The following is a 26,368-nucleotide window of genomic DNA, read 5'->3' as shown; positions in this document are numbered from 1 at the left end:
GAGCGAACCCATGAAAGCTCTCATCTCCCCCCTGGCCCTGGCCCTGATGGCCGGCCCGCTCTTCGCCCAGACCTCGGCGGACACGGACCAGCGCCTGTCCGATCTCGAGAAGAAGATCGAAAAGTTGACGAAGCTCGAGACCAGGAAGGACGACGCCAAGGACAGCGGATTCACCGTGAAGTTCGGCGGCCGCTTCCACCTGGATTCCGTCTTCTTCAACGGCAACGAAAACCGCCTGGCGAACGGCACCCAACTGCGCCGCGCCCGCATCAGCTTCAAGGCCACCTTCGGGAAGAACTGGCTGGGCGAGGGTGACTACGATTTCGCCGACAGCACCGCCTCTATCAAGGACATGTGGGTGGGCTACCAGGGCTTCAAGAACACGCTGATCCAGGTGGGCCAGTTCAAGGCCCCCTTCGGCTTTGACACACTCAGTTCCTCGAACGCGATCTGGTTCACAGAGCGCTCGTACAGCGATGTCTGGACGCCCGACCGGCATGTGGGCATCGCCTACCAGACCTGGGGCGAGCGCTGGCAGACCAAGCTGAACTTCTTCGGCCAGGCCATTGACGACACGAACAACGCGGGTTCCCTCGACGCCAACGGCTCGGACCAGGGCTGGGGCTACGCGGGCCGATTCACCGTCGCGCCCGTGCTCGTCTCGGAAACCAAGGCCGTGCACTTAGGCGTGGCCACCACCTACCGCAAGCCCAACGCCGACTACAGCACCACGGCGCTCACCCCCCTGGCGAGCCTGCAGTATGTGGTGGATCTCTCCGGCCGACCCGAGGCGGGGAAGATCAGCAAGGCGAAGTTCCTGAACGCGAAGATCTCGAATGTGGACAACTGGAAGCAGTACGGCGCCGAGCTGGCGGGCGTCTGGGGTCCGTTCTCCTGGCAGGGCGAGTACCAGCAGACCAAGGTCTACCGCCGCGCCGCGGTCGGCACTGGCGCCGCCGCCCTGGCCAGCGTGGTGGATCACAGCTTCGCCACCTACTACGGCCAGGTGTCGTGGGTCTTCGGCGGCCAGCGCACCTACGAGGTCAGCGACGGCCTCTTCGGCAAGGTGGTGCCTTCCAAGAACGGCGCCTGGGAAGTGGTGGCGCGCTACAGCAAGATGGACCAGGACGATCTGACGGCCCTGGATGCGGTGAAGGGCGGCGTGGCGAAGAACATGAGCCTCGGCCTGACCTACTACATGAACAAGAACATCCGCTGGATGATGGATTACACGAAGGTGGACAACAACGAGAACGCCAAGCCCAAGGGGGTCTACGGCGGCATCGTGAACGATGACTTCGCCTTCACCAGTCTCCGCCTGCAGGTGAATTTCTAGCCCTGGATCCGGTCCGGAGGGGTCCCCCATCGCGGTGACTCCTCCGACCGCCTCCGGGAGCCGCGAGCCCAAACCATCACCCTCTGGCCTCCGGGATATCCATGAGCAAGGCCGCTCCCCTAGACATGCCCCGTTGGGAATGGCGGTCCTTCGCTCCGTCCTTCGACGCGTTCCGACAGGATCACCCTGAGTTGTCGGTCTCTCCAACGGTCACTTCGCAGGATGTCTGCCTCCTGTGCCGGATGAGCATGCACGATGTCCAGATCCAGGAGGGCACGGTGCGGCTCAAGTGGCGCAAGGAAACGGGACCCGGCGGCTTGGAACTGTGGGATCCGGTCCTCTCCGCCGGCTTTCCCTGCCCGCCCTCGGTGGTGGCACGACTCTTCGAGGCCTGGGGTCTCCCGGCCCCGAGGCTGGACCGATCCGAGTACACCCAAGCGCAGTTCATGGAAACCATCCTGCGGCATACCCCCGAGGTCCATGCCGTCAGCATTTTGAAGCAATCCGAAATATTTGAACTGGATGGCGTCAGCGGCGAATTCGCCCGGCTTACGATCCGCCGAGCCAGGGTCGAGTGCCTTTCCGTGGAGCACGAAGATCCTGACCTGACCCTCCAGGTCATCGCCCGCCTGGGACTCCGAGCGCGAGGCAACACCAGCTACCCGCAGGGACTCAAAGACGCCCTGCGAATCCATCCCACCCCAAGACACTGAATCGGAGCCTCGACATGGCCAAGGAAATCGAACGGAAGTACCTCGTCAACCTCGCCGCCTGGAAACCCCAGAGTGAAGGCACGCACTTCAAGCAGGGCTACCTGAACTCGCAGAAGGAACGCGTCGTCCGCGTGCGCATCGAGGGGACGAAGGCCAAGCTCACCATCAAGGGCATCACCACGGGTGTCACCCGCGCCGAGTTCGAGTACCTGATTCCCGGGGAGGATGCCGCGATCCTCCTGGACAACCTCTGCGAGCAGCCCCTCATCGACAAGCACCGCCACAAGGAAGTCCACGGCGGGAAGACCTGGGAGATCGATGTCTTCCATGGCGAAAACGAAGGCCTGGTGGTGGCCGAGGTGGAGCTGGCGTCCGAAGGTGAGAAGATCACGCTGCCGGACTGGGTCGGCGCAGAGGTCTCCAGCGATCCGCGCTACTTCAACTCCAACCTCCTGAAGCACCCCTTCAAGAACTGGACCAAGGCCTAATCCCTCTCCCGCGGGCCACCCCACCGGTGGCCCGCACTTTCAGGTTCCGGCATGAATTCCGAAGCACGACCCGCCAACGCCCCACCCACCCTCCAGGAACTCCTGGACATGGAGAAGATGACACTCTCCTCGAAGGTGAGGGAGGCACAGAGCCCCACCGAGCAGTGGATGCGCTACCTGGGATTCCCGGGCGGCATCCTGCTGTTCCTCCTCATCTACTACCTGCCCGCCGGCGCGGGCCTGAGCGCGTCGGCCCAGTCCGGCGCCGCGTGCTTCATGCTCGCCCTGGTCTGGTGGGTAACCGAACCCTTCCCGACCTATGTCACCTCCCTTGTCCTCATGTTCCTGCTGCTGGTGACGCGCACCTCGAATGCCAAAGCCATCATGGATGTCCTGGGGATGGAGGTGATCTGGCTGAACCTGCTGGCCTTCATCCTGAGCTCCATGCTGGTGAAGACCCGGCTCGCCAAGCGCATGGCCCTGTGGCTGGTGCTGCGCTTCGGCCACAAGGCCAGCTGGGCCCTGCTGGCCTTCGTGGTCCTGCAGCTGGCCCTGGCGCCGCTCATCCCCGCCACGGCGGCCCGGTGCGTGATGACATTGCCGCTCATGATCGTGGTCGCCACCATCTACGGCTCCACGGAAGCCACGCCGAACGCCTTCGGCAAGAACCTCATGCTGCTCAACCTGGCCTGCATTTCGGTGCTCTCGTCCATCACCATGACCGGCAGCTCGGCCAACCTCATCGCGGTGGGCCTCATCCAGAACATGGGCGGGCACCGGGTCTACTACATGGACTGGATGCGTCTGGGTGCGCCGGTGGCCATCGTCACCATCCTCCTCATGTGGATCCTCGGGCAGAAACTGCTGTTCCGCATCCGGCCCGAGAACCAGGTTCCCCAGGTGGAGGGCGGGCTCGATCTGGTCCGAGAGCAGTACCGGGCCATGGGCTCCCTGAGCTTCCAGGAGAAGAAGGCCATCGCCATCTTCGGCATGGTGCTGTTCCTGTGGATGACCGACATCTTCCACATGCGGTGGTTCGGCGTGGAGATCAGCGCGCCCTTCGCCGCGCTGCTGGGGGCCGTGATCGTCCTCTTCCCCCGCTGGGGCATCCTGTCCTGGGCCGAGGCGGACATTCCCTGGCACCTGCTGATCTTCAGCGCGGGCGCCTACGCGGGCGGCCTCGCCCTGGACGACACCGGCGCCGCCGAATGGGGCGTCCGGATGCTCTTCGGGGGGATGAACCTCAAGGGGGTGCCCTTCGGAATCACCTACACCGTGGTGATCTCCGTGATGATGTACAGTCACCTGCTCACCACCTCGAAGACCGTCCGCACCCTCATCATGATTCCGATCATCATCACCCTGGCCAAGGCCCTGGGCTGGAATCCGCTGTCGCTGGCGCTTCCCGCCGCCCTCTGCATCGACTGGGTGGTGGGCCTGCCCATCAGCGGAAAGCCGAATGTGATCCTCTTCTCCACCAACCAGTTCACGGTTTCGGACAACTTCAAGTACGGCATGCTCACCTGCACCCTCGGGGTGGCGATCCTGGTGCTCTCCGGGGCCACCTGGTTCCACTGGCTGGGCATCACACCTGCATTCTGGGCGGTGGCACCATGAGGATCCTCCGCCTTCTTTCCTTCCTGGCCTTCCTGGCGCCAAGCCTGCTGATGGCCACGGACATCCAGTCCTATGTGGTTCGCCTCCACGCCGACGAACAGGGGTCGGGCCAGGCCACGGCCACCGTGGTCGTCACGAGCGCCACGCCTGGCACGCTCAGCCTGCCCCTCGGCTTTCCCTCCCCCGAAAATCCGCGGCTGGTGGAAGCGCCCGCCGGCGTGGGCCTGGAGTGCGGGCCGCGAAACGGCATGACCACCCTCCGGTTCCACCTACCCGAGGGCATGCCGGCCACGGCCACCCTCCGCATCGCCTTCGAGGTGAAGCGGGCCATCCAGGAGGTCCAGCTGGGACCGGGCGAGCGGAGCACCCTCCCGGCCAACAGCCGCCTCTTCCGGCACGCCTTCGTGAACACCCAGGAAACCGCCATCGGGAGCTACCGGTTCGAATTCCTCTTCCCGGAGGACATGATGGCCCAGGCCATCCGCGAGCAGCTGCCGAAGCCGAAGAAATCAGAAATCGGTCCCCGCGTGCTGCTGACCCGGCTCGACGGCCACCAGGCGGCCATCCTGCAGTTCACCGGCCTCCGCCAGGGCGACGACACCTCCATGGTCGTGGAGGTGGTGCCGAGGCGCCGGTCCTCCGGCTGGCTGGTCGCCGGCGTCGTTCTCGCGGGGCTCTACCTCGTCTATTTCAAAGATCTCGTGTCCAGGAAGCGGTCCTAGCCGGACCACCCCACAACCACGATCAACCCGCAGCCGGCCCCGGCCGCCTTGGAGCGTCATTTGTTCCCACCCCAGTTCACCCCTTTCCTCCTCACCGTCGCCATCAGTTCGCTGATCGGCATCGGCCTGCGCGAATACTACGAGCAGGAAGGAAAGCGGGACACCTTCGGGACGGTCAGGACCTTCATCTTCCTCGGGCTGCTGGGCCACATGCTCTACCGGATCCCGGTCATCGGCGCCTACGCCTTCCTGGTGGGCATGGTGGTGGTGGGGCCCTTCCTCCTGATCTACTACAACCACAAGGTCAGCCAGCAGAAGAGCCCTGGGCTCATCGGCGTGCTCATCGCCCTCCTCACCTACAGCGTGGGCCCGGTGGTGATCCACGAACCGCACTGGTACCTCGTCGCCTTTGCCGTCACCATCCTCTTCGTGCTGCATTCCAAGGGCCGCATCCGACAGTTCACGGATCGGCTGGAAACCGGCGAGGTGGTGACCGCCTGCAAATTCCTGGCGATCGCCGGCGTCATCCTGCCCCTCATCCCGGCGGTCCCGCCTGCGGATGGCCTGGCTGGGAAGATCTTTGCCGTGCTTCCCGTCGGGCCGCACCAGATCTGGATGGCCGTGGTGGTGACCACCGCCATCTCCTACTTCGGTTATGTGCTGCAGACCTACCTCTACCCCAAGAAGGGCCTGCTGCTGACGGGCCTGATCGGGGGACTCTACTCCAGCACCATGACGGTCCTGGTGATCTCCAAGAAGACCCGCCCCCACGGCCACCAGGCCCGGGAGGCGGCCGCGGCCATCATGCTGTCCACCCCCACGATGTACCTGCGGATCCTCTTTCTGGTCGCAGCCTTCATGCCCCTGGGCGCCATCCGGCTCGTTCCGCCCTTCCTGCTCTTCTCGCTGATGGCCGGGGCCTATGCCTGGTGGCTGCGCCGTGGCGGCGCGCCCGCCGCCGATCCGGCCGAGGGCGACGAGGTCGTGGAGGTCAAGGAGCGCAACCCGCTCGAGCTGAACGCCGCGCTGCTGTTCGCCCTCATGTTCGTCACCGTGTCCCTGGTCACCAAGTTCGTCCTGCTGCGCTTCCAGGAACTGGGGCTCCGGATGCTCTCCTTCCTCGTGGGCGCCTCCGACATCGTCCCCTTCATCGTGTCCGTCCTGCAGGGCAACCTCGGCATCGGCACGCACCAGATCCTTCAGGCCATCGTCATCGCCACCGCCTCGAACAATGTGATGAAGACGGCCTACACCTTCGCCTTCGGCCACCGCCAGACCGCCCGCCTCACGGCCCTCGGCATGGCGGGGATCGTCGGCCTCTCCTTCCTCTACGCCGCCGTGGCTTTCTAGGCCCGGTGGCATCTTCCCGCCCCTGCCCCCAGGGGCACCCGCCCTGGATGGATCTCCCATCCACCCCTCACTGGAGCAACCCCATGTCCGATGTGTTTGCCAAGAACACCGCCACTTCCGCCGAAGACGCCCTGAAGCTCATTCCCCGAGCCGAGTTCCGAGTCTTCGGCCACGGCGTCATCGAGCTAGTGAAGGAGAAGATGTGGAACGGCAAGACCGTCCTCTTCCAGGCTCGCCGCATGCCCAAAGAGACCTACTTCCTGAGCGCGAAGACGAACGAGGCCAATGTGAAAGTGCGCGACGGCCTGCTGGACATCAAGACCAAGGTGGGCGAGACCCCCGAGGGCTACGAGATCTTCCAGCCCCGCGGGAAGTTCCAGTTCCCCGTGAAGAAGGAGGATCTGGCCACCATCCTGTCCCACCTCAAGGCCGAGATGGCCCTGGACAAGGATGTCTACACCATCGAGGAATTCATCGCCATGGCCCGCAAGCACCCCGACCTGGTTCCCGTGGCCGTCGAGAAGATGCGCTACGGGTTCACCATTGACGGCATCATCTGCGAGTACGCCCAGGTCTGGTTCAACGGCGCCATGCTGGAATCCGCCTGCGCGGAGAGCGAGAACTACGATGGCATGCGCCAGGTGATCGAAGGTCTCGGCATCGCCGCCATGCCGAACACCAACTACCTGAAGGCCGCCAAGGGCGTCATGGGCATGGAATAGGTTCTTCCCGGATCCATGCCCCACCCCGGGGCGGCTTCGGGGGGAGCCGCCCCGGGGCCTGCGAAGGGGCCCCTCCCTGATGATTGCCCCTTCCTCCTGTTCCACCGTCCCGGAGTCCCCATGCTTCCACCCCAGGTGGCGCCCTTCCTGCTGACCCTCGCCATCAGCACCCTGATCGGCATCGGTCTGCGGGATTACTACGAGAGCGAAAAGAAGTTCGACACCTTCGGCACGGTTCGGACCTTCGTCTTCCTCGGCATGCTGGGATTCATGCTCTACCAGATCCCCGCGGTCGGCCAGATCGCGTTCCTGCTGGGCATGGCCGCGGTGGTTCCCTTCCTGCTCGTCTACTACAGCAACAAGGTGCGCCAGAAGAAGAGCCCCGGCCTCATCGGCGTGCTCATCGCCTTGCTCACCTACACCACTGGGCCCGTGGCGCTCCACCAGCCCCACTGGTTCCTGGTGCTCTTCGGCGTCTCGATCCTGTTCATCCTCCATTCGAAAGGACGGATCCGCCAGTTCACCGACCGGCTGGAGACCGGCGAGGTGGTCACGGCCTGCAAGTTCCTGGCGATCGCCGGGGTGGTGCTGCCGCTGATCCCGAGCCTGCCGCCGACCTCCGGGGCCATGGGCCAGATCTTCACGGTGCTGCCCGTGACCCCGCGGCAGATCTGGATGGCGGTGGTGATCACCACGACCATCTCGTACCTGGGCTATGTGCTTCAGACCTACCTCGTGCCCCGCAAGGGCATGCTGCTGACGGGCCTGATCGGGGGGGTCTACTCCAGCACGGTGGCCGTGCTGGTGCTGGCCAAGAAATCCAAGCGCCACCCCGGGCACGACCAGGAGGCCGCCGCCGCGATCCTGCTGGCGGTCTGCATGATGTACCTGCGCCTCCTGGTGCTCGTCTCCATCTTCCGGATCAGCTCCGCCCTCCAGGTCGGGCCGGCGCTGCTGGTGCTGGCTGGCCTCGCCGCCGGCTACGCCTTCTGGATCCGCCGCGACCAGACGGTGGCGGTCGCCCCCATCCCCGAGGCGGTGCCGGCGGAAGCCCCTGCCGAAGGCATCCCACCGACGGAGGGTGAAGAACCGGCCCTGCACAAGAACCCCCTGGAGATCAACTCCGCCCTCTTCTTCGCCGTCATGTTCGTGGCGGTCTCGCTGGCCACGAAGTACACCCTGCTCTACTACAAGGGCATGGGCCTGCGTATGCTGTCCTTCCTGGTGGGCTGTTCCGACATCACGCCCTTCGTGGTCTCCGTGCTGCAAGGCAACCTGGGCATCGGCACATTCCAGATCCTGCAGGCCATCATCATCGCCAGCGCCAGCAACAATCTGCTGAAGGTGGCCTACACCTACCTGTTCGGCACGCGACGCACCGCCAACCTGGCCGCCATGGGGATGATCCCGCTGGCGGTGCTCTCGATCCTGTATTCCATCTTCTTCCTGTGATGCTGCAACCCCATGCCTGACGGAGATGCCTTGCCCCGCCTCGTGCGCCAGATCGCGATCATGCTGCTGTCGGTGGGAGTCGCCCGGAGTGCCATCCCCTCGTTCCGCGTGCTCGCCAAGGGGAGGACGCCTTCCTTCGCGAAGGAGGGCCCGCGGCGCCAGGATCTCAGCGGCGCCGTCTGCGTGGAGGGAAAGGCCTACCTGGCCTACGACGGGGGGCTCAATTCGGAGCACCCGGAGATCCGGGTGGCGAGCTTGGACCGCCTGGAGGAAGCGGGCGCCGTCCTGCCCCGGGTGGTGCAGCAGAAGGACCTGGAGGGCATCACCTTCCATGGGGGGCAGTTCTATGTCCTCTCCAGCCTGGCCCAGGCGGACGAGGATACCGAGTCCTACCGGCTGCTGACCTCCTTCACCCTGGATCCCACCCGGAGGTTCGTGCACCAGGAACGCGCCACCGTCATCCGCGACCTGCTGCTGGAGGGCCTCAAGAGCCTCCCGGACGAGCGCTGGTACTCGAGGGTGGCCGCCACCTTCGGCGTGAGGGGCGGGCTCAACACCGAGGGCCTCTCCTGGGTTCCCGGGCAGCCCGAGACGCTGGTGATCGGCCTGAGGTCGCCGCTGTACGGCCCCGCCTTCGGGGATCCCACCTTCGGCAAGGCCTTCGCCCTGAACTGCGGCAAGGCCCTGCTCGCCTTCGTCTCGAAGCCGTTCTCGGATCGGCCTGAGGTGCGGATGCAACCGATCGACCTGGAGGGCCAAGGCATCCGGGACATTCAATATGTGCCCGCCCTGGGCGCCTATCTGGTGATCGGCGGCCCCGTGGACAAGGCCGCGGGCTACTCCCTCTGGCTGTGCTCGCTGAAAGGGGAGACCGAGCGCATCCGGTTCCCTGAATTCGAGGGGTTGTGCCGCCCTGAGGCCGTCATGCCCGTGCCCGGGACGAACGAGGTCTACCTCTTCAGCGAAGAGGGTGGATCCCTCTGCGAGGCACCCGCCTATACCTACCTCCGCCTGTCCTTCTCCGTTGGCGAACCCACAAGCACCCTCTCATCCCATGGGCCACGCCGAACGGGCATCCCCCGATAGGGCGACGAACGGCCCTTCATCCAACCGGAGACACGGCTCCCGATTCACTGGATCATGTCTCCCATGGATAAGCCGGCGGATCACTCCAATCACCCCCAGAATCCCGCTCCATCCGGGAAAGCTCACTCGGATGAGGAAACCGGAAAGCCTGAAGCGGGTTCGCGCAGCCTTCGCATGTTTTCATCCCAAGAAAACAAATCATCTGTTTACAACCAATGCATCGAGCTGCTCGACATGATCAAGTTCGAGCACACCGTGTTCGCCCTGCCCTTTGCTTTCCTGGGCGCGCTGGGGGCCGCCCAGGGACTGCCGCCGCTGAGGACCATTCTCTGGATCCTGGCGGCGATGGTCGGTGCCCGGACGGCGGCCATGACCTTCAACCGGCTGGTGGACGCGGACCTGGATGCGGAGAACCCGCGGACGGCGGGCCGGGCCCTTCCTGCCGGCCGGGTCTCCAAGGCCGGGGCCATGGCGCTGATGGGCGCCGGCATCGTCCTCTTCGGCCTGGCGGCCGGCGCCCTCGGCCCCCTCACCTGGGCCCTGTCGCCGCTGGCGCTGATCATCATCCTCGGTTATTCGCTCTGCAAGCGCTTCACCACCTGGGCCCATGTGGTGCTGGGGCTGTCGCTGGCCGGGGCGCCGCTGGGCGCCTGGATCGCGGTGTCGGGTCGGATCGAGGCCCCGGCCCTGTGGCTGTCCGGTGGCGTGCTGGCCTGGACCGCGGGGTTCGACATCCTCTATGCCCTGCAGGATGAGAGTTACGACCGCACGAAGGGCCTCCACTCCGTGCCCGCACGGCTGGGGACCCCGGGGGCGCTGGGGCTGTCCCGCGCCCTCCACGGGCTGGCCCTGGTGGCCTGGGCCCTGTTCAACCTCCAGATGGGCAGCCACGCCTTGCCCTGGATCGGCTGGGCGGCGGTCGCGGCCATGCTGGCCCGGGAGCAGTGGCTGGTCCGGGGTGGAGACCTGTCCCGCATCGACCAGGCTTTCTTCACGCTGAACAGTTTTGTGGGGCTCGTGTTTTTCTTGGGCCATGCCTTGGAATGGTGGCTTTCAAAGTCGATGCTGGCCCCGATCTAGATCGTTCGTTGTAAGAAGACGATTCGATCCTCGACGGCTTCCCAGGTATGCTGGGATTCCATGTCCAGCCAACCGCCCGAACGCCGCCGCGCTGTCCGCTCCAGCCGCCCCGATTCCATGCGGTGGCTCACGGTCATGGTGGTCTTCAGCCACCGCACCTTCCGCTGGTCGCTGACCCGCCGGACGATGCTCTGGGTCCTCGGCTGCGTGGCCGGCTTCTCGGCCCTGGCCATGATCGGCTCCGGCTACGGGTTCTGGGCCACCAAGAAGATCATGAGCTTCGGCCGCCTCCAGCAGGAAACCCAGGAACAGCAGCAGCTGATCCGGTCTTCCCTGGACCAGGCCCAGGCCCTGGAGGCCGAGGTCGCCACCCTCCGCCAGCAGCACACGGAGCTGCTCAAGCTGCTGGACCCCAAGGCCCCGGCAGCCTCGCCCCTCCCAGCCCCGCCGAACCAGCCCGATTCCACGCCGCCGCCCCCCGGAGCCCGGGAACGGCTCTCCCGGCTGCGCCAGGATCTGGATTACACCGCCAAGCAGGCCGCCGTGGTGCGTGCCCGCATGGCGCCCGTGCTCCGCTCCTGGAGCCACACACCCTCCATTCCGCCCACGGCCGGCTACATGAGCTCGGGCTTCGGCGTCCGCGTCAGCCCCTTCTCCCGGGGCAACGAGACGGGCGACGGCCTGCTGGGCTACCACTCGGGCATCGACATCAGCAATGTCCTGGATACACCCATCCAGGCCACGGCGGACGGCGAAGTGGTGGAAGCGGGGTGGATGGATCGCTATGGCTGGGGCGTCCGCGTGCGGCACACGGATGACCAGGAAACCCTCTACGCCCACATGAACCACCTGAATGTGAAAGTCGGGCAGCAGGTCTCCCGGGGAGATATCCTTGGGGCCATGGGACGCTCGGGCAATGCAACCGGCGTCCATCTTCATTACGAGGTCCGGCGGAACGGGAAAGCCGTCAATCCCCAACCCTACCTCCGCCTTCAGCGGCAGTGGCTGAAGGCCCTCGGCAAGCCGTCCTGAAGGAGCGCCCCATGGCCGTCTTCCGTAGCAGCAAGTCCAAATCCGAAGCCGCCCCCGCCATCCATTCCCTGCTGGGCAAGGAAGTGACCCTGACCGGCGAGATCCATACCGGCGCCCACAGCCTCCGCATCGAAGGGGTCGTGGACGGGATCATCCACTCCACCGGCGAAGTGTCCATCGCCCCCAACGGCCTGGTGAAGGGCACCATCTTCGCGAAGCACCTGGTGGTGACGGGCCGCGCGGAAGGCACCATGAAGATCACGGATTGCCTGGAGATCCACGGCACGGGCTTCGTCGAAGGCGATGTGGAAGTGGGCTCCCTCGTCGTCGACGAGGGGGGCACCCTCCAGGGTGTCTGCATCCGCAAGGACCAGACCCGGAATCTGGATGCCAACACCGGCAGCGGCGTGAACGGCGCGGCCAAGGGCGGGGTGCTGCCCCTCTCCAAGCCCGGGGACAAGGACCTCAAGAAGCTCGAGAGCAAGTACTGATCTGCAGGCCTCGATCAGCGGAAGAGGGGCCCCGGGTCGGTGTTCACGCCAAGGTAGGCATAGGCTGCATCCGTGGCCTTTCGGCCCTGGGGGGTGCGGTCCAGGAATCCCACCTGCATGAGGTAGGGCTCCACCAGATCCTCCAGCGCGCCGTCGTCCTCGCCCAGAGCCGCGGCCAGCGTCCGCAGGCCCACGGGCCCGCCCCGGTGTTTGTGGCACAGGGCCTGGAGGTAGTCCCGGTCCAGGGCGTCGAGGCCCAGGTCATCCACCTCGTGCAGCTTTAGGCAGGCCTCCGCGGCGGCGGCGGTGATGGTGCCGTCCCCCTTCACTTCCGCGTAGTCCCGGCAGCGCCGCAGTAGGCGGTTGCAGATGCGGGGCGTCCCCCGGCTGCGGCGGGCGATGGCCTCGGATCCTTCGGTGGCGAGGTGGATGCCCAGCAGGTCCGCCGACCGGCGGGCAATGATGGCCAGGTCCGCGCGGGTGTAGAACTCGAGGCGGTGCACCATGCCGAAGCGGTCGTGCAGGGGCTTCGAGATCAACCCGGCCCGGGTGGTGGCCCCCACCATCGTGAAGGGCCGGAGGTCCACTTTCAGCGTCTGGGCGCTGGGACCCTGGCCGATGAGGATGTCCAGCTTGCGATCCTCCATGGCCGCGTAGAGCATCTCCTCGATGGGGGCGGACAGCCGGTGGATCTCGTCGATAAAGAGGAACTCGCCGGCCTCCAGGTTGGTGAGGATGGCGGCCAGGTCGCCCTTCTTCTCCAGCGCCGGAGCCTGGATCACCTTGCAGGACGCACCCATCTCGTTGGCCAGCACATGGGCCAGGGTGGTCTTCCCCAAGCCCGGAGGCCCGAACAACAGCACATGGTCGAGGACATCCCCACGCTTCTTCGCGGCCTGCAGCGCGATCTCCAACCTGACTTTTACCTTAGCCTGGCCGATATATTCCTGAAGTCGCTGCGGCCGCAGCGAGTATTCAATGGGGTCCTCCTGGCCGGTGGAGGGATCGAGGTCGGGGTGCCGGTGCATGACCTCTATTCCCTCACGGGACTTCCACTTGTGTCCAGCCGATGGCCGGATAATCTTGGGTTCGCAGCCGAATTTCCAATCGTCCCTCCCCCCTGACCCCCGCCCGGGAGATGCCGTGGCCCAGCGCTACCAGCTCCTGATTCGAGACCGCCATGGGTTCGAGCGCACCGTGCCGCTCACCCGTTCCGTCACCCTCGGGCGCCAGAGCCTCTGCGATGTGGTGCTGTCCGACAACATGATCAGCCGGAACCACCTGCGGCTGGAGCTGAAGGACGACGCCTGGTGGGCCGAGGATCTCCAGACCACCCACGGCAGCTTCTACAAGGACCAGCAGCTGGGGCGCGTGACCTGGGAACCGGGGACGCCCCTGCGCCTGGCGGACGGGGCCTACACCCTGACCCTGATGCGGACGGACCAGACCAGTTCCGAGCTCCATCTCCAGGCCATTCTCGAGACGGCCCAGCTCCTGGCCCAGGAGATCGACCTCGAGGACCTGCTGGAGCAGTCCCTGGATCGCCTGCTCTCCATTTCCGGCACGGATCGCGGCTTCCTCATGCTCCTCGAGAACGGTGAGCTGACCAGCCGCGTGCAGCGCAACCTGGGCCAGGAGCTGGAAGGCCACATCCAGCTGTCCATGTCGAGCGTCCACAAGGTCTTCGAGACGGGCGACCCGGTCTGGATCCTGAATGTCGCCGAGGACCAGTTCCTGCTCAGCCAGCACTCGATCCAGCGGCTGGAGCTGAAGACCATCCTCTGTCTGCCGCTGGTGCTCCAGGGCAAGCGCATCGGCGTGGTCTACCTCGACAGCCGCCGCCCCATCACCGAACCGCCGGACCGGGAGACCTTCGAGGCCATCGTCTCGCTCTGCGCCATCGCCATCGAACGCACCCGGCTCTCCGAGGAGAACCTGCGGAGTCATGTGCTGGCGACCGTCGGACAGGTGGCCAGCTCCATCGTCCACGACTTCAAGAACGGCCTGTTCGTGCTCCGCGGACACGCGGATCTCCTCGATCTCTCCACCGACGACACCAAGGTCCGCCACCACTGCCGGAAGATCCTGGAGTGCGTGGACCGCCTCACCCACCTCAGCCAGGATGTGCTGGACTTCGCGAAAATCCGGGAACCCAACCGGGAAACGGTGGACCTGCTGCCCTTCTTCGAGGGGATCGTCGAACCGATGATGTCGCGGGCCGCCGAGATGGGCGTGGCCCTCCGCGCGGAAGGCCTGCCCTGCCTGATCAAGCTCGATCCCAGCCGCTTCACTCGGGTGATGGAGAACCTGCTGGCCAATGCGCTGGATGCCACCACCGACATGACGGGCGAGGTGCTGGTGTCCTGGACCCAGGTCACCGGCGGTGTCCAGATCCGCGTGCGTGATCGGGGCAAGGGCATCCCCAAGCGTGTGATCAAGCGGATCTTCGAGCCCTTCTTCAGCTACGGGAAGAAGAAGGGGACGGGACTCGGCATGGCCACCGTGAAGAAGATCGTCGAGGAGCATGGCGGTACCCTGGAGTTCGTCAGCGAGGAAGGCATGGGCACCGAAGTCATCATTCTGCTTCCCGACCACCCGATCACCGGCGCGATCAAGATCTCCGAACAATCCACGGGCGAGCACCGCAACCTGGGCGCGGGGCCCGCATGACCGGCCTCCGGATCGGCCAGGGTTTCGATGTCCACCGCTTCGCCGCCCCGGAAGACGGGCGTCCCCTGGTGCTCATGGGCTGCGAAGTCCCCCATGACCGCGGCCTCGCGGGACACAGCGACGCGGATGTGATGATCCATGCGCTGATGGATGCCCTGCTCGGAGCGGCGGGCCTCGGCGACATCGGCCAGCATTTCCCCGATACCGATCCCGCCTACCGGGGGGCAGACTCCGCCCAGCTGCTCCGACGCGTGATGGGGGATCTCTCCGAACGCGGCTGGCGCGTCGTGAACGCCGATGTCTGCCTCATCGGCGAACGCCCCAAGATCGGCCCCCACCGCGAGCGCATGCGCGGGCGCATCGCGCCACTGCTCGGCCTTGCCGCCGAGGCCCTGAATGTGAAGGCCACCACGACGGAGAAGCTGGGCTTCACCGGCCGGGGCGAGGGCCTGGCCGCCCAGGCCGTGGTGCTGATCGAGCGGATCTGAATCCGGATGATTTAGAACCCGCCCGCCATGAGCTTCTGTTTCGCCAGCTCCGCCAAAGCTTCGGGCGCGTTGAGGGCGGGCTCCTCGACGACGGCCTCGAGCAGCTGCCTCTGAAGCTCTCCCAGCCAAGGGCCGCCCCCCCGGCCCGCCAGGCGCATGAGGGCCGCGCCGTCCAGGGCGAGCGCCTTCACGGACAGGGGCGGCGAAGCCGCGGCCAGCGCCTCCAGGCGGCTCAAGATGGCCGCGTGGTCTAGCTCCCGGGCCGCCAGATCCATCCCCTTGGCGCGTTGATCGGCCAGGCGGAAGGCCGCCCAGCGCGCCAGGTCGAGGCCATCCTCCGACAGGCGCCGCAGGAAGCGCCGGCAGGCCGCATCGCTCCATTCCGCCAGGGGATGGGCGCCGTGATGCCGCACCAGGGCGAGCACATCCTTCTGCAAAGCCTGGGCGACCTTCAGGCGCCCCAGGATCCTCGCTGCGATCTCCAGCGACTGGCGCTCGTGATCATGGAAGTGGATCTCGCCGTCCGGCCCGAGCGCGCGCGCGCCGGGCTTGCCGACATCGTGCAGCAGGGCCGCCCAGCGCAGTCCGGGTTCCGCCGGAACCAGGCGGGCCGTCTCCAGGGTGTGGGTCCACACATCGAAGCGGTGATGGCGGTTCTGACCGCACCCGAGCATGGGCCGGAGCTCGGGCAGCCAGAGGTCCAGCAGCCCCGTCCGGGCCAGGAGGTCCAGCCCGCGATGGGGTTCCGCGCCGCAGAGCAGCTTGGTGAACTCCGTGCAGACCCGCTCCACGGATACCTTTCGGGCCACGGCCAGCCGTTCGGAAATGGCCTCGAGGGTGGCGACCTCCACATCGAAGCCCAGCTGGGCCGCAAAGCGGCAGGCCCGCAGCGTGCGCAGGCCGTCCTCCGCGAACCGCTGCAGGGGCGCGCCCACGGCCCGGATGATCCGGGACTCGAGATCCCGCTGGCCGCCGAAGGGATCGACCAGATCGCCGCCCCCCACGGGAAGGGCCATGGCGTTGATGGTGAAATCGCGCCGGGAGAGATCCTCGTTCAAGGTGACGCCCAGCCGCACCGAATCGGGATGGCGCCCGTCCAGGTAGTCGCCGTCGCTGCGGAAGGTCGTGATCTCGACGGGACGGTCCTCCAGCAGCACCGTCACCGTGCCGTGCTGGAGGCCGGTGGGGATGGCGCGGAGCCCCGCGGCCTGGGCCCGGGCCATCACGGCCCGGGGCAGCAGCTTCGTCGCCAGATCCCAGTCGGCATGGGGGCGCCCCAGCAGCTCATCCCGGACGGCGCCCCCCACGACCACCAGCTCCGCCTCGGGGCCCAGGGCCGCCTTCAGGCGCAGCAGGGGTTCCCACATCAGCCGGCGCCTTCGGCCAGCCTGGCGAGGGCCTCACCCTCGACCCGACAGGTGAGCCAGGGCCGCATGACTTTGGCCCCGTGGGCTTCGTAGAACTCGATGGCCGGCGTGTTCCAGTCCAGCACCTGCCAGACGAAGCGCGTCCAGCCCTCCTTCACCGCCAGGGCCGCGAGGTGCTGCAACAGGGCCTTGCCGATGCCCTTGCCCCGGAAGGCCGGGCGCACGAACAGATCCTCGAGGTAGATGCCGGGCTTGCCCTCCCAGGTGCTGAAGTTCAGGAACCAGAGGGCGAATCCGGCAGGCTCGCCGGCCCACTCGGCCATGGTCACCTTCACCAGAGGATGCTCCGAGAAGGCCCAGCGGTGGAGGTCGGCCTCCGTGGCCACGGCCGCCTCCGGTTCCCGCTCGTACTCCGCCAGTTCGCGGATGTAATGGAGGATCAGCGGGGCGTCGGCGGGAACGGCGGGACGGAGGGTCAGCATCCGATTATCCTACCCTCATGGACCGCGACACCGCCCTGCGCCTTCACGAGGCCATGCTGCTCACCCGGCTCACGGAGGAGCGCCTGGTGAAGCTCTTCCGCCAGGGCCAGACCCTCGGGAGCGTCTACCGCAGCCTGGGCCAGGAAGCCACGGCCTGCGCCACGGCCATGGCCCTGGGCCCGGATGATGTCATCGCCCCGATGATCCGCAACCTGGGATCCATGTTCGTCCGCGGCGTGACGCCGGAGGAGATCTTCCTGCAGTACCTGGGCCGCGCCACCAGCCCTTCGGGCGGCCGCGAGCACAACAACCATTTCGGCTCGGTGGCGCGGGGGATCATCGCCCCCACCTCCATGCTCGGGGCCCTCATCCCCGTGATGGCGGGCGTGGCGCTGTCCTTCCGGCAGAAGGGCGAGCGACGCGTGGCCATGACCTGGATCGGCGACGGCGGCAGCTCCACCGGCGCCTTCTACGAGGGGCTCAATTTCGCCGTGGTGCAGAAGCTGCCTCTGATCGTGGTGGGTGAAGCCAATGGCTACGCCTTTTCCACGCCCCCCGACCGCCAGATGGCCGGCGGCATGTCGCTGCGCGCCCAGGGCGCCTTCACCCTCACCGTGGACGGCAACGACGCCTCGGCGGTCTACGAGGCCGCCGTTCAGGCCCGGCAGCGTTGCCTGGAGGGCGACGGCCCGGTCTTCCTCGTCTGCGAGACCTTCCGCATGAAGGGACACGCCGAGCATGACGATCAGCGCTATGTGGATCCGCAGCTCCTGGCGGAGTGGGAAGCCAAGGATCCCCTGCCCCGCTTCGTGGCCTGGCTGAACCAGCAAGGCTGGATTCCCGAACCCGATCTCACCACCCGACTGGAAGCAGAGCTCCTGGCTGCCGCCGAGGCAGCGCTGGAGGCTCCCTGGCCGGATCCCAGCTCTCTGGAGTCGGGCCTTTTTTCAGCCTGAAATCGCCATGCCCTGATTCAACCGGATGCGCGACTCACCCGATAAAGAAGCATCGAGGTGGGTCATGGGCATCGGAAAAATCACAGACAGCCTGAAAATGCGGGGAAAATTCAACCTTCTCCTCGGCATCCAGATCCTCGCCTTGGCCCTGGTGGGCGGCCTCGGATGGTTCACCGTGGACGAGCTCCAGGCCGGGCAGCGGGATGTGGCCACCCAGCTGGTGAAGACCGCCACCCTCTCCCGGGTCCTGAACGGCATGAACCTCTTCAGGACGCTCCACACCAGCATGATCGGCGGGGCCGCTGATGCCGACTACATCACGCTCCGCGAGGGCAAGCTGAAGGAATATTCGGACACCCTCCAGAAGGACATGGCCACTCTTCAGACCCTCTCTTGGTCCGGTGATGAACGCGCGCTCCTCGATGAAGCCGTCCAGGCCTTCAAGAAGTACGACGCGGCCTTCCCGGCCCTGCTGGCCCAGGCCCGCGCGGATCGGAACCCCAAGACCATTTCCAGCCTGCTGGAAGGCAATGTGGACATCATGCGCACCTCCCGGGACCGGATGCTCAAGCTCCAGAAGGCTTCGGAAGTGGCCGCGGAGGTCGGCATCAAGGAGGACGCCCGCCATTCCACCCTCGGGAAAGCCTGGATTCTGGGCGTCAGCGCCGCCGCCATCCTCATCGGCGCCTTCATGAGCCGCACCATCGGATCCCAGGTGGGCCAGAAGGCCCAGACCATCGAGACGGTCATGGACGGTCTCGCCAAGGGGGATCTCACCCAGCTGCCCCAGGTCGCGGGCAAGGATGAACTTGCCCAGGTGGCCTCGGGGCTCCGCCATGTCATCGAGGGCCTCCGTCACGACATCCAGGCCATCGCCCAATCGGCCGAGGGGACGGCCTCAAGCGCGACGGAACTGGCCGCCACCACCGAGCAGGTGAACCGCACCACCGAGGAACTCCGGCGCAGCACGGAACAGGAGCGGCTGGCCATGGAGCGGTCCTCCGCCGCCCTCGAGCAGATGAACGCCAACATCCAGCAGGTCAAGCAGAGCACCCAGCGCGCCGAGGAGCTGGCCTCCCGGTCCCAGGAGGCGGGGCGCCTTGGCCTGACCTCGGTCCAGGAGACCGGCAAGGCCATGGAGGCCATCGAGGAGAGTTCCTCGAAGGTCAGCCGGATCACCACCGTCATCACCGACATCGCCCGCCAGACGAACCTGCTCTCCCTGAACGCGGCCATCGAGGCGGCCAAGGCCGGGACCATGGGCAAGGGCTTCGCCGTGGTGGCCGAGGAAGTGCGGAAGCTGGCCGAGCGCAGCGGCGCCGCCGCCAAGGAGATCACGGCCCTCATCCAGGAGAGCAGCGAGCGCGTCGGGCATGGCGCCGCCTCCGTGAAGGAAGCCGCCCGCAGCCTGGAACGCATCGAAGGGAATGTGCGGGACAACGCGGGCCAGCTGAAGGAGATCGCCAGCGCCATGGATGAGCAGGGCCGGGCCAGCGAGGAGGTGGTGCAGGCCATGGGATCCGCCACCCAGATGGTGGAGCGCAATGCCTCCGCCGCCACGGAGCTGTCGGCAACGGTCCAGGAGACGGCCCGGACCACCGAGGAGCTGGCCAACCTCGCCCAGCAACTGCAGACCCTCACCCACCGCTTCCGGCTTTCATGACGACCGGTTCATCGACAATGCGGCTCTGGTCACATGGTCAGACCGGTAGACTGGTCCGACTATGGGGGATACCGTGTTCGTTCTCGTTCTGAATGCCGGCTCGTCGAGTCTGAAGTTCAACCTGTTCGACATGGGGAAGGAAGTCTCCATCGCCGAAGGCATGGCCGAGCGCATCGGCCTCAATGACGCCATCCTCGCCTGCACCATCGACGGGGATAAGCGGAAGGAGACCTTGGCCCTGCCGACCCACCGGGAGGCCCTGGAGGCCATCCTGGAGCGCCTCCATGCCGGCGTGCTGCACGACACGCCCGTCCACGCCGTGGGCCACCGGGTGGTGCACGGCGGTCCCAAGTACGGCGACTCCGTGCTGGTGACCGACGAGGTGCTGCACGACATCGAGGCCTTCGCGATGTACGCCCCGCTCCACAACCCCGCGAACGCCCTGGGCATCCGAGTGGCCAAGGAGACCTTCCCGGATGTGCCCCATGTGGCGGTCTTCGACACGGCCTTCCACCACAACATCCCGGATCATGCCCGCACTTACGGCATCCCCTACGAATTGAGCCAGAAATACGGCATCCGACGCTATGGCTTCCACGGCACCAGCCACGCCTTCGTGGCGGCCCGCACCGCCATCCTGCTCTGCCGCCCCCTCCGGGCCCTGAAGATCATCACCTGCCACATTGGCAACGGCACCAGCATCTGCGCCGTGGACCACGGCAAGAGCGTGGACACCAGCATGGGCATGACGCCGCTCCAGGGGGTCATCATGGGCACCCGCTGCGGCACCATCGATCCCAGCGTGGTGGAAATGCTCATGGAATACGAGCACCTGGACTACGCCGCCATCACCGACCTGCTGAACAAGAAATCAGGGCTGCTGGGCATTTCCGGCGTGTCCTCCGACTTCCGCGAGATCGAACTGGCCGCCGAGAGTGGCAATGACCGCGCCCGCCTGGCCCGCGACCTCCTGACCTACAATGTGCGGCAGTTCATCGGATCCTACGCCACCGTCCTGGACGGCGTGGATGCCATCACCTTCACCGCCGGCATCGGCACCCACAGCACCTATGTCCGCGCCAAGGTCTGCAGCAAGCTCGGCTTCCTGGGCGTGAAGCTCGATCCTGAGGCCAACGAGCACGGCACCGGTGAACGGATCATCAGCACCCCGGATTCCCGCGTGGTCGTCACGGTGGTTCCCACCAACGAGGAGCTGATGATCGCGCGTGAGACCGTGCGATAGCCCGTTTCCCGGTTCATGAAAGCGGCCCCCTTCCCGGGGGCCGCTTTCATGAGGGACGGAAGCGCTACTTGCCCTTGGCCTCCAGGGCCTCGCCCTTGCGCTGCACCCGCTCGCCCCGGCGCTCCTTGCGCTCGCCCTGCCGCTGGTTCCGCTCGCCGCGGACCTGCTGCCGCGCGCCCTTGGCTTCCTGGGCGGCGCCCACGGTTTCACGGCGTTCGCCCTTGCGCTCGAGAGCCTCGCCGGCCTTCACCCTGCCCTGGGCCTCGAGGGCCTCGCCCTTCTTCTCCAGGCGGGCGCCCTGCCGTTCCTTGCGCTCGCCCTGGCGCTCGTTCCGTTCGCCGCGCCGCTCCTGACGCTCGCCCTTGCGCTCCTGGGCTTCGCCCCGGCGCTCGATGCGCTCGCCCTTCCGCTCCACCTGCTGGCCCGTCGGCGGAAGGGCGGGGGTCTGGGCCATGAGGGAGGCGCCGATGAGGCCGGCCGCCACGAGGAGAGCCACGCGCTTCGAGGTGTTGGACATGGTGTGCTCCGATGCGGCCTGGCCGCGATGGGGAATCGTCCCGCAGTCCTTCATGCCGCCCTCGTGCCATTTTGCAAATAATTCATCCAATACAAGTTAAATAAGGTTTAACGCCCATTTTGTGGATCGTTGCCACATCGCGCGTGGCGAGACGCCACACAGGCCCTTCCCCGGAGGTCCCGACCCCTGGCCGGCGCCCTCCGACAGCCCGCCGAAGACCGCCCCTAAACGGCCCCAGACTCTGGGCCGTAGGCATTCCATCATCCCGGCAGGTCCGGCGTCTTTCCCATCTGGGGGTTCCATGCAGAAGCGATGGGTCATCGTAACCGTGGCCGGAGCCGCCTTGGCGGCCGGCATGTTCTTCACCCTCAAGGGCAGCGACGGCAAGGGCAAGAAGGCCGAGGCGAGCACTCCGTTCCGGTTGGGGAAGGTCCAGGCCGAGGATCTCCAGGTGAGCGTCCGCGAGGTCGGCATGGTGGACCCCCTCACCAAGGTGGATGTGAAATCCACCGTGTCGGGCCGCATCGTGGGCCTGAAGGTCCGCGAGGGCGCCACCGTGAAGGCCGGCGAGGTGCTGGCGGAAGTCGAGCCCGATGTGAACCAGGCCCAGACCCTGTCCGATGTGCAGGGCAGCGTCTCCCAGGCCCGGGTGAGCTTCAAGAATGCGGAGCGCGATTTCGCCCAGCAGTCGGCCCTCTTCAAGGAAGGCCTCATCTCGGATCAGGTCTTCCGGTCCGCCCGCACCACGCGGGACCTCGCGGAGGAGACCTACAAGAGCGCCCAGACCCGCTATCAGATCGTGGAGGACCGGGGCATCCCCATCAGCGGCAACGCCTCCACCCAGAAGGCCCGGGTCACGGCTCCCATGAACGGCGTGGTCATCAAGAAGGGTGTGGAGCTGGGCGACACCATCACCTCCGGCGTCAGCTCCTTCAACGCGGGGACCGTCGTGTTCACCGTGGCGGACCTGGGCTCGCTCATCGTGAAGGTGAACCTCAACGAGGTGGACATCGCCAAAGTGAAGGTGGGCCAGCCCGTCCGCATCACGCTGGACGCCTATCCTCAGCGGGCCTTCACCGGCAAGGTGCGCTTCGTGGCCCCGGCCGCGGATCTGGTGGAGAAGATCAAGGTCTTCAAGGTCGAGGTGGCCCTGGATGAGCTGACCGAGGCCTTCAAGACCGGCATGAGCGCCAATGTGGAGATCCTCGGCGAGAAGCGCGACAAGGCCGTCAGCGTGCCACTCGAGGCTCTGCAGCGCCGGGATGGCCAGACCGTGGTCTACCGCCTGAAGGAGAATCTCTCGCCCCAGGACCTCGCCAAGGCCAAGGAGGGCCTCAGCGGCCGCGGCAAGTTCATCTGGCTCTCCGACCACTGGAAGGACTACTTCGAGGTGGTGCCCGTGAAGGCCGGCATCGCCACCCTCGAGCGCGTGGAGATCCTCTCGGGCCTCAAAGCCAACGACCAGGTGAGCCTGGAAGACCCCAGCAAGAAGAAGGTCGAGAAGGACGATGAGAACAACTGATGCTCCGCGGGGGGACCGCCTGCTCGCTTCGCTCGTGATGTCCCCCCGCACCCCCGCCCTTCGGTCGGCCTCCGCCTCCCTCGGGACCCTGCTCCACTGAGGAATCGCATGTCCACGATCATCCAGACAGAAGGCCTCACCAAGGTCTACGGCGCCAACGGCACGGCGGTGCACGCCCTGCGCGGCATCGACCTCACCGTGGAGAAGGGCGAGTTCGTGGCCCTCATCGGCCCCTCGGGCTCGGGCAAATCCACCCTCATGGCCATCCTAGGCTGCCTGGACCTGCCCACTGGAGGCAGCTACACCCTGGATGGACGCCAGGTCCAGGGGCTCTCCGGCGGCGACCTGGCCCGGATCCGCAACGAGAAGGTCGGCTTCGTCTTCCAGAGCTACAACCTCCTCCCCAAGGCGAGCATCGCCCGCAATGTGGAACTCCCCATGCTCTACGCCGGCGTGGGCCGCAGGGAGCGCCGGGAGCGGGCCCTCGCGCTGCTCGAGAAAGTGGGCATCGCGGACAAGGCCGACAAGTTGCCGGGCACCCTCTCCGGCGGGCAGAAGCAGCGCGTGGCCGTGGCCCGCGCGCTGGCCAACGAACCCGCCCTCCTGCTGGCGGACGAACCCACGGGGGCACTGGACTCCAAGACCGGTGCAGAAGTGCTCGATCTCTTCCGGGAGCTCCACCGACAGGGGAACACGCTGCTGCTCGTCACCCATGACCCCTCCATCGCCGCCCAGGCCGAACGCCGCGTGGAGATCCGGGACGGACTGATCGCCCTAGCCGAGGGAGTGGCCTAGATGGCGACCACCGGCGCCTTCCGCGAGCGGCTGCTCGGGGCCTGGGTCGAGATCCGGGAGAACCTCGGCCGCTCGATCCTGCAGGCCCTGGGCGTGCTCCTGGGCGTGGCCTCGGTGCTGGGCGGCTTCTCCATCTCCGACAGCCAGCGCAAGCGCGCCGACCAGATGTACATCAAAATGGGCGGCCTCGACAAACTGAATGTCCAGCCCAAGGCGGCCGTGCGCGACGGGCGCCCCACGGCGATGCAGCAGGCCAACCTGGGCCTGCGCGACGCGGACGCCATCGGCGGCGAAGCCCTGAGGGCCGATGCCATCCAGGGCGTGAGCCGGCAGAAGAACGCCCGTTCGCGGGTGGTCTCGGCCTATGCGGACCAGGACCGGCAGATCAGCGGCATCGCCGGCGACTTCGTTCCGACCAATGGCTACGAGGTGGCCCAGGGGCGCGGCTTTTCCAATGCCGAGATGGAAGTGGGCGCCCCGGTCGTCATCCTCGGCACCGAGGCCGCCAACATCTTCTTCCCCAAGGGCGATGCCCTGGGACAGACCCTGCGCATCGGGGACATTCCCGTCACCGTCATTGGCACCTTCCGGGAGCGCGTCTTCCGCTTCCGTGAAAACCAGCGCAACCAGTTCTGGTGGCGGAACCGCATCATCGCCGTCCCCGCCAATCTGGTGCAGCGCCGCATGAACGGAGACGCCTATCGCCGCGTGGACCGGGTCACCTTCCGCATCCCCGACCTCAATGTCATGGGCGCCTTCTCCAAGCAGCTCTCCAACCTGGTGAAGGCCAACCACCGCCTCCAGGAGGACTTCCGCCTGGACGATGTGGCCGCCCGCATCCGGCGCCGCGACAGCCAGGAGAGCGTCTACGACATCATCTTCATGCTCTCGGGCGTGCTGGCCCTGATCGGCGGCGGCATCGTCAATGTGAACATCCAGATGGCCGGCCTCAAGGAGCGCGTGCGCGAAGTGGGCGTGAAGATGGCCATCGGGGCCTCGGGCCGCGAGATCTTCAAGGGCTTCATGACCGAGGCCCTGCTGCTCACCGCCCTGGGCGGGCTGGCCGGCCTGGTGCTCGGTGTCGGCTTCTCCTGGGTCATCACCAAGAGCATCGGGATCCCGCTCTACATGACTCCGGCCAGCTTCCTCTGGGCCTACGGGCTGGCGGCCGTCTTCGGCTTCCTGTTCGCGCTCTACCCTGCCTGGAAGGCCTCGCGGCTGTCCCCCATGGAGGCCCTCCGTTATGAGTGACGAGACCTTCATCCTCCGTTCCCCCGGCCCTTCCCTGCTGGATGGCGAGGCGCCCGCCCCGGCGGCGCGCACCCGCGGCTTCAGTGCGGGCATGCTCTGGGAGGTGGTCCGCACGGGCCTGGTGGAGCTCTGGGCCCATAAAGTCCGCAGCCTGCTCACCCTGACCCTGCTCATGCTCGGCGTCTTCGCCCTGGTGGTGATGACCTCCGTGCTGGACGGCATCATGGACAAGATCAGCACGGGTTTCGCCGGCATGAGCTGGGACGGGACCGTGCGCATCACCCAGAAGACCCCCGAGACCGGAGAAGAGCGCAAGCGCTTCAACATGAGCCCCGGGTTGCGCTACGAGGATGTCCCCCGCCTCACGACCCCGCATCCCAAGGTGCTGGCCTTCCTGCCCCGGGCCCAGCGCACCTCGTCCGTGCGCATCACCGGAGACACGGAACGCATCTTCGTCACGGGCGTCTCCCCGGACTACGCCACCTGGATGAACCGCCCCATCGGCCTCGGCCGCGGTCTCACCGAGGACGACCAGCGCCGCCGGTCCACCGTCGCCGTGGTGGGCGCCACGCTCGCCTCCAAGCTCTTCGGCGGCGGGGATCCCGTGGGCCGCGACCTGGTGGTGGAGGGTGTGCCCTTCCGCATCGTGGGCGTGCAGGCTCCGGGCCAGATCTTCAACGAGGAGAACTACACCGATGCCAACGGCATCCTGATTCCCCTCGAGACCTACATGGACCGCATGGACCCGGCCCACAAGCTGGCCCAGGTCACCGTGAAGCTGCGCCGCACCGAGGACATGGGGGAGGTCTCCGCCATGCTGCTGGGCCGGGTCCGCCAGGCGCACCACGGCATCGAGGACGCGGAAATCGTGGACCTGGACGCCGAGGCCGCCAAGGCCTACCAGAACTTCCTGGAGCAGATGCATGGCTGGCAGGTGGTGCTGCTGAGCCTGGCCGGGACCGTCCTCCTGGTGGGCGGCGTGGGGGTGCTGTCGGTGATGCTCATCAGCTTCAGCGACCGCCGCTTCGAGATCGGCCTCCGCAAGGCCCTGGGGGCCTCTGATCACGAGATCTTCATCCAGTTCCTCCTGGAGGCCGTGGTGCTGGCCGCCATCGGCGCCCTGCTCGGGACCCTCTCCGGCGGCCTGCTCTGCCAGGCGCTTTCCGCCAACTTCCCCTACGGCCTGGTGGTGAACCCCATCGGCCTGATCACCGCCTGGATCGTGGCCCTGGCCCTGGCCCTGGTATTCGGCCTCTATCCCGCCTTCCGCGCCATGCGCCTCAGCCCCATGGAGGCGATGCGCTGAAAGGGGCGTTAGGATCGCT

General features: G+C 66.6%; 25 protein-coding genes. 21 read left to right on the top strand and 4 right to left on the bottom strand.

What is annotated here, in order from left to right; all coding sequences use genetic code 11:
- Positions 1–10: 10 nt before the first annotated feature.
- The 12 genes from QUD34_RS06715 (at position 11) to QUD34_RS06660 (ending at position 12,089) form a co-directional block, all read left to right on the top strand.
- Positions 11–1,336, top strand: coding sequence for an OprO/OprP family phosphate-selective porin (locus tag QUD34_RS06715; RefSeq protein ID WP_286355830.1), 1,326 nt, complete (start codon positions 11–13; stop codon positions 1,334–1,336).
- 248 nt (positions 1,337–1,584) lie between these two features.
- Positions 1,585–2,049 carry a hypothetical protein gene (locus QUD34_RS06710; RefSeq protein WP_286355829.1) on the top strand — a complete coding sequence of 155 codons (465 nt, stop codon included), beginning with the start codon at positions 1,585–1,587 and terminating at the stop codon, positions 2,047–2,049.
- Positions 2,050–2,063: 14 nt separating this feature from the next.
- Positions 2,064–2,537, top strand: a complete 474-nt coding sequence (locus QUD34_RS06705) for a CYTH domain-containing protein (RefSeq protein WP_286355828.1) — start codon at positions 2,064–2,066, stop codon at positions 2,535–2,537.
- A 51-nt stretch (positions 2,538–2,588) separates the two neighbouring features.
- On the top strand, positions 2,589–4,154 hold the full coding sequence (locus QUD34_RS06700; protein ID WP_286355827.1) for an SLC13 family permease: 1,566 nt from the start codon (positions 2,589–2,591) through the stop codon (positions 4,152–4,154).
- Entirely contained in the window at positions 4,151–4,876 is a 726-nt protein-coding gene (locus QUD34_RS06695) for a hypothetical protein (RefSeq protein WP_286355826.1), read from the top strand. The genes QUD34_RS06700 and QUD34_RS06695 overlap by 4 nt, the downstream gene beginning before the upstream one ends.
- Positions 4,877–4,936: 60 nt before the next feature.
- The gene (locus QUD34_RS06690; protein WP_286355825.1) at positions 4,937–6,226 is read left to right on the top strand and encodes an MgtC/SapB family protein; all 1,290 of its coding nucleotides are present in this window, start codon (positions 4,937–4,939) and stop codon (positions 6,224–6,226) included.
- Positions 6,227–6,309: 83 nt separating this feature from the next.
- On the top strand, positions 6,310–6,948 hold the full coding sequence (locus QUD34_RS06685) for a hypothetical protein (protein WP_286355824.1): 639 nt from the start codon (positions 6,310–6,312) through the stop codon (positions 6,946–6,948).
- 120 nt (positions 6,949–7,068) lie between these two features.
- A complete protein-coding gene (locus tag QUD34_RS06680; RefSeq protein ID WP_286355823.1) occupies positions 7,069–8,400 on the top strand; it encodes an MgtC/SapB family protein in 1,332 nt (443 codons plus the stop codon).
- Between the two features lie 30 nt (positions 8,401–8,430).
- A complete protein-coding gene (locus QUD34_RS06675; protein WP_286355822.1) occupies positions 8,431–9,486 on the top strand; it encodes a YjiK family protein in 1,056 nt (351 codons plus the stop codon).
- A gap of 234 nt (positions 9,487–9,720) precedes the next feature.
- On the top strand, positions 9,721–10,566 hold the full coding sequence (locus QUD34_RS06670; RefSeq protein ID WP_286355821.1) for a UbiA-like polyprenyltransferase: 846 nt from the start codon (positions 9,721–9,723) through the stop codon (positions 10,564–10,566).
- Positions 10,567–10,626: 60 nt separating this feature from the next.
- A complete protein-coding gene (locus QUD34_RS06665; RefSeq protein ID WP_286355820.1) occupies positions 10,627–11,598 on the top strand; it encodes a M23 family metallopeptidase in 972 nt (323 codons plus the stop codon).
- 11 nt (positions 11,599–11,609) lie between these two features.
- On the top strand, positions 11,610–12,089 hold the full coding sequence (locus QUD34_RS06660) for a bactofilin family protein (RefSeq protein WP_286355819.1): 480 nt from the start codon (positions 11,610–11,612) through the stop codon (positions 12,087–12,089).
- A gap of 14 nt (positions 12,090–12,103) precedes the next feature.
- Here QUD34_RS06660 and ruvB read toward each other — a convergent pair whose 3' ends face one another.
- Complete coding sequence (ruvB, locus tag QUD34_RS06655; RefSeq protein WP_286355818.1) at positions 12,104–13,117, bottom strand: Holliday junction branch migration DNA helicase RuvB; 1,014 nt, start codon at positions 13,115–13,117, stop codon at positions 12,104–12,106.
- Positions 13,118–13,232: 115 nt separating this feature from the next.
- On the opposite strand from ruvB, the gene QUD34_RS06650 reads away from it, so the two are divergent.
- Both QUD34_RS06650 and ispF read left to right on the top strand, forming a co-directional pair.
- A complete protein-coding gene (locus QUD34_RS06650) occupies positions 13,233–14,759 on the top strand; it encodes an ATP-binding protein (protein ID WP_286355817.1) in 1,527 nt (508 codons plus the stop codon).
- Positions 14,756–15,247 (top strand): 2-C-methyl-D-erythritol 2,4-cyclodiphosphate synthase, encoded by a 492-nt coding sequence (gene ispF, locus QUD34_RS06645; RefSeq protein WP_286355816.1) that lies wholly within the window; start codon positions 14,756–14,758, stop codon positions 15,245–15,247. The genes QUD34_RS06650 and ispF overlap by 4 nt, the downstream gene beginning before the upstream one ends.
- Before the next feature lie 11 nt (positions 15,248–15,258).
- Here the strand turns inward: ispF and QUD34_RS06640 are convergent, their stop codons facing one another.
- Both QUD34_RS06640 and QUD34_RS06635 read right to left on the bottom strand, forming a co-directional pair.
- Positions 15,259–16,614 carry a CCA tRNA nucleotidyltransferase gene (locus QUD34_RS06640; RefSeq protein ID WP_286355815.1) on the bottom strand — a complete coding sequence of 452 codons (1,356 nt, stop codon included), beginning with the start codon at positions 16,612–16,614 and terminating at the stop codon, positions 15,259–15,261.
- Positions 16,614–17,096, bottom strand: a complete 483-nt coding sequence (locus tag QUD34_RS06635) for a GNAT family N-acetyltransferase (protein WP_286355814.1) — start codon at positions 17,094–17,096, stop codon at positions 16,614–16,616. The genes QUD34_RS06640 and QUD34_RS06635 overlap by 1 nt, the downstream gene beginning before the upstream one ends.
- Before the next feature lie 17 nt (positions 17,097–17,113).
- Between QUD34_RS06635 and QUD34_RS06630 the strand changes: the two genes are divergently transcribed.
- From QUD34_RS06630 to QUD34_RS06620, 3 genes are all read left to right on the top strand, one after another.
- Complete coding sequence (locus tag QUD34_RS06630; RefSeq protein ID WP_286355813.1) at positions 17,114–18,052, top strand: thiamine pyrophosphate-dependent dehydrogenase E1 component subunit alpha; 939 nt, start codon at positions 17,114–17,116, stop codon at positions 18,050–18,052.
- A 64-nt stretch (positions 18,053–18,116) separates the two neighbouring features.
- Positions 18,117–19,715: a methyl-accepting chemotaxis protein gene (locus QUD34_RS06625; RefSeq protein WP_286355812.1), complete on the top strand. Its 1,599-nt coding sequence runs from the start codon at positions 18,117–18,119 to the stop codon at positions 19,713–19,715.
- Between the two features lie 73 nt (positions 19,716–19,788).
- Positions 19,789–20,958, top strand: a complete 1,170-nt coding sequence (locus QUD34_RS06620; RefSeq protein ID WP_286355811.1) for an acetate/propionate family kinase — start codon at positions 19,789–19,791, stop codon at positions 20,956–20,958.
- Between the two features lie 64 nt (positions 20,959–21,022).
- On the opposite strand, the gene QUD34_RS06615 is transcribed toward QUD34_RS06620, so the two are convergent.
- Entirely contained in the window at positions 21,023–21,475 is a 453-nt protein-coding gene (locus QUD34_RS06615) for a hypothetical protein (RefSeq protein ID WP_286355810.1), read from the bottom strand.
- A gap of 301 nt (positions 21,476–21,776) precedes the next feature.
- On the opposite strand from QUD34_RS06615, the gene QUD34_RS06610 reads away from it, so the two are divergent.
- The 4 genes from QUD34_RS06610 to QUD34_RS06595 all read left to right on the top strand — a co-directional run bounded on the left by QUD34_RS06610 (position 21,777) and on the right by QUD34_RS06595 (position 26,349).
- Entirely contained in the window at positions 21,777–22,997 is a 1,221-nt protein-coding gene (locus QUD34_RS06610) for an efflux RND transporter periplasmic adaptor subunit (protein WP_286355809.1), read from the top strand.
- A gap of 108 nt (positions 22,998–23,105) precedes the next feature.
- Positions 23,106–23,792: an ABC transporter ATP-binding protein gene (locus QUD34_RS06605; RefSeq protein ID WP_286355808.1), complete on the top strand. Its 687-nt coding sequence runs from the start codon at positions 23,106–23,108 to the stop codon at positions 23,790–23,792.
- Positions 23,793–25,043: an ABC transporter permease gene (locus QUD34_RS06600; RefSeq protein ID WP_286355807.1), complete on the top strand. Its 1,251-nt coding sequence runs from the start codon at positions 23,793–23,795 to the stop codon at positions 25,041–25,043.
- Entirely contained in the window at positions 25,036–26,349 is a 1,314-nt protein-coding gene (locus QUD34_RS06595) for an ABC transporter permease (protein ID WP_286355806.1), read from the top strand. The genes QUD34_RS06600 and QUD34_RS06595 overlap by 8 nt, the downstream gene beginning before the upstream one ends.
- Positions 26,350–26,368 lie beyond the last annotated feature (19 nt).

It is taken from the genome of Geothrix oryzae (genome assembly GCF_030295385.1).
In the GTDB taxonomy this organism is placed as follows: domain Bacteria; phylum Acidobacteriota; class Holophagae; order Holophagales; family Holophagaceae; genus Geothrix; species Geothrix oryzae.
The sequence above is the reverse complement of the archived record's forward strand: the minus strand, read 5'-3'. Positions and strand labels throughout refer to the sequence as shown.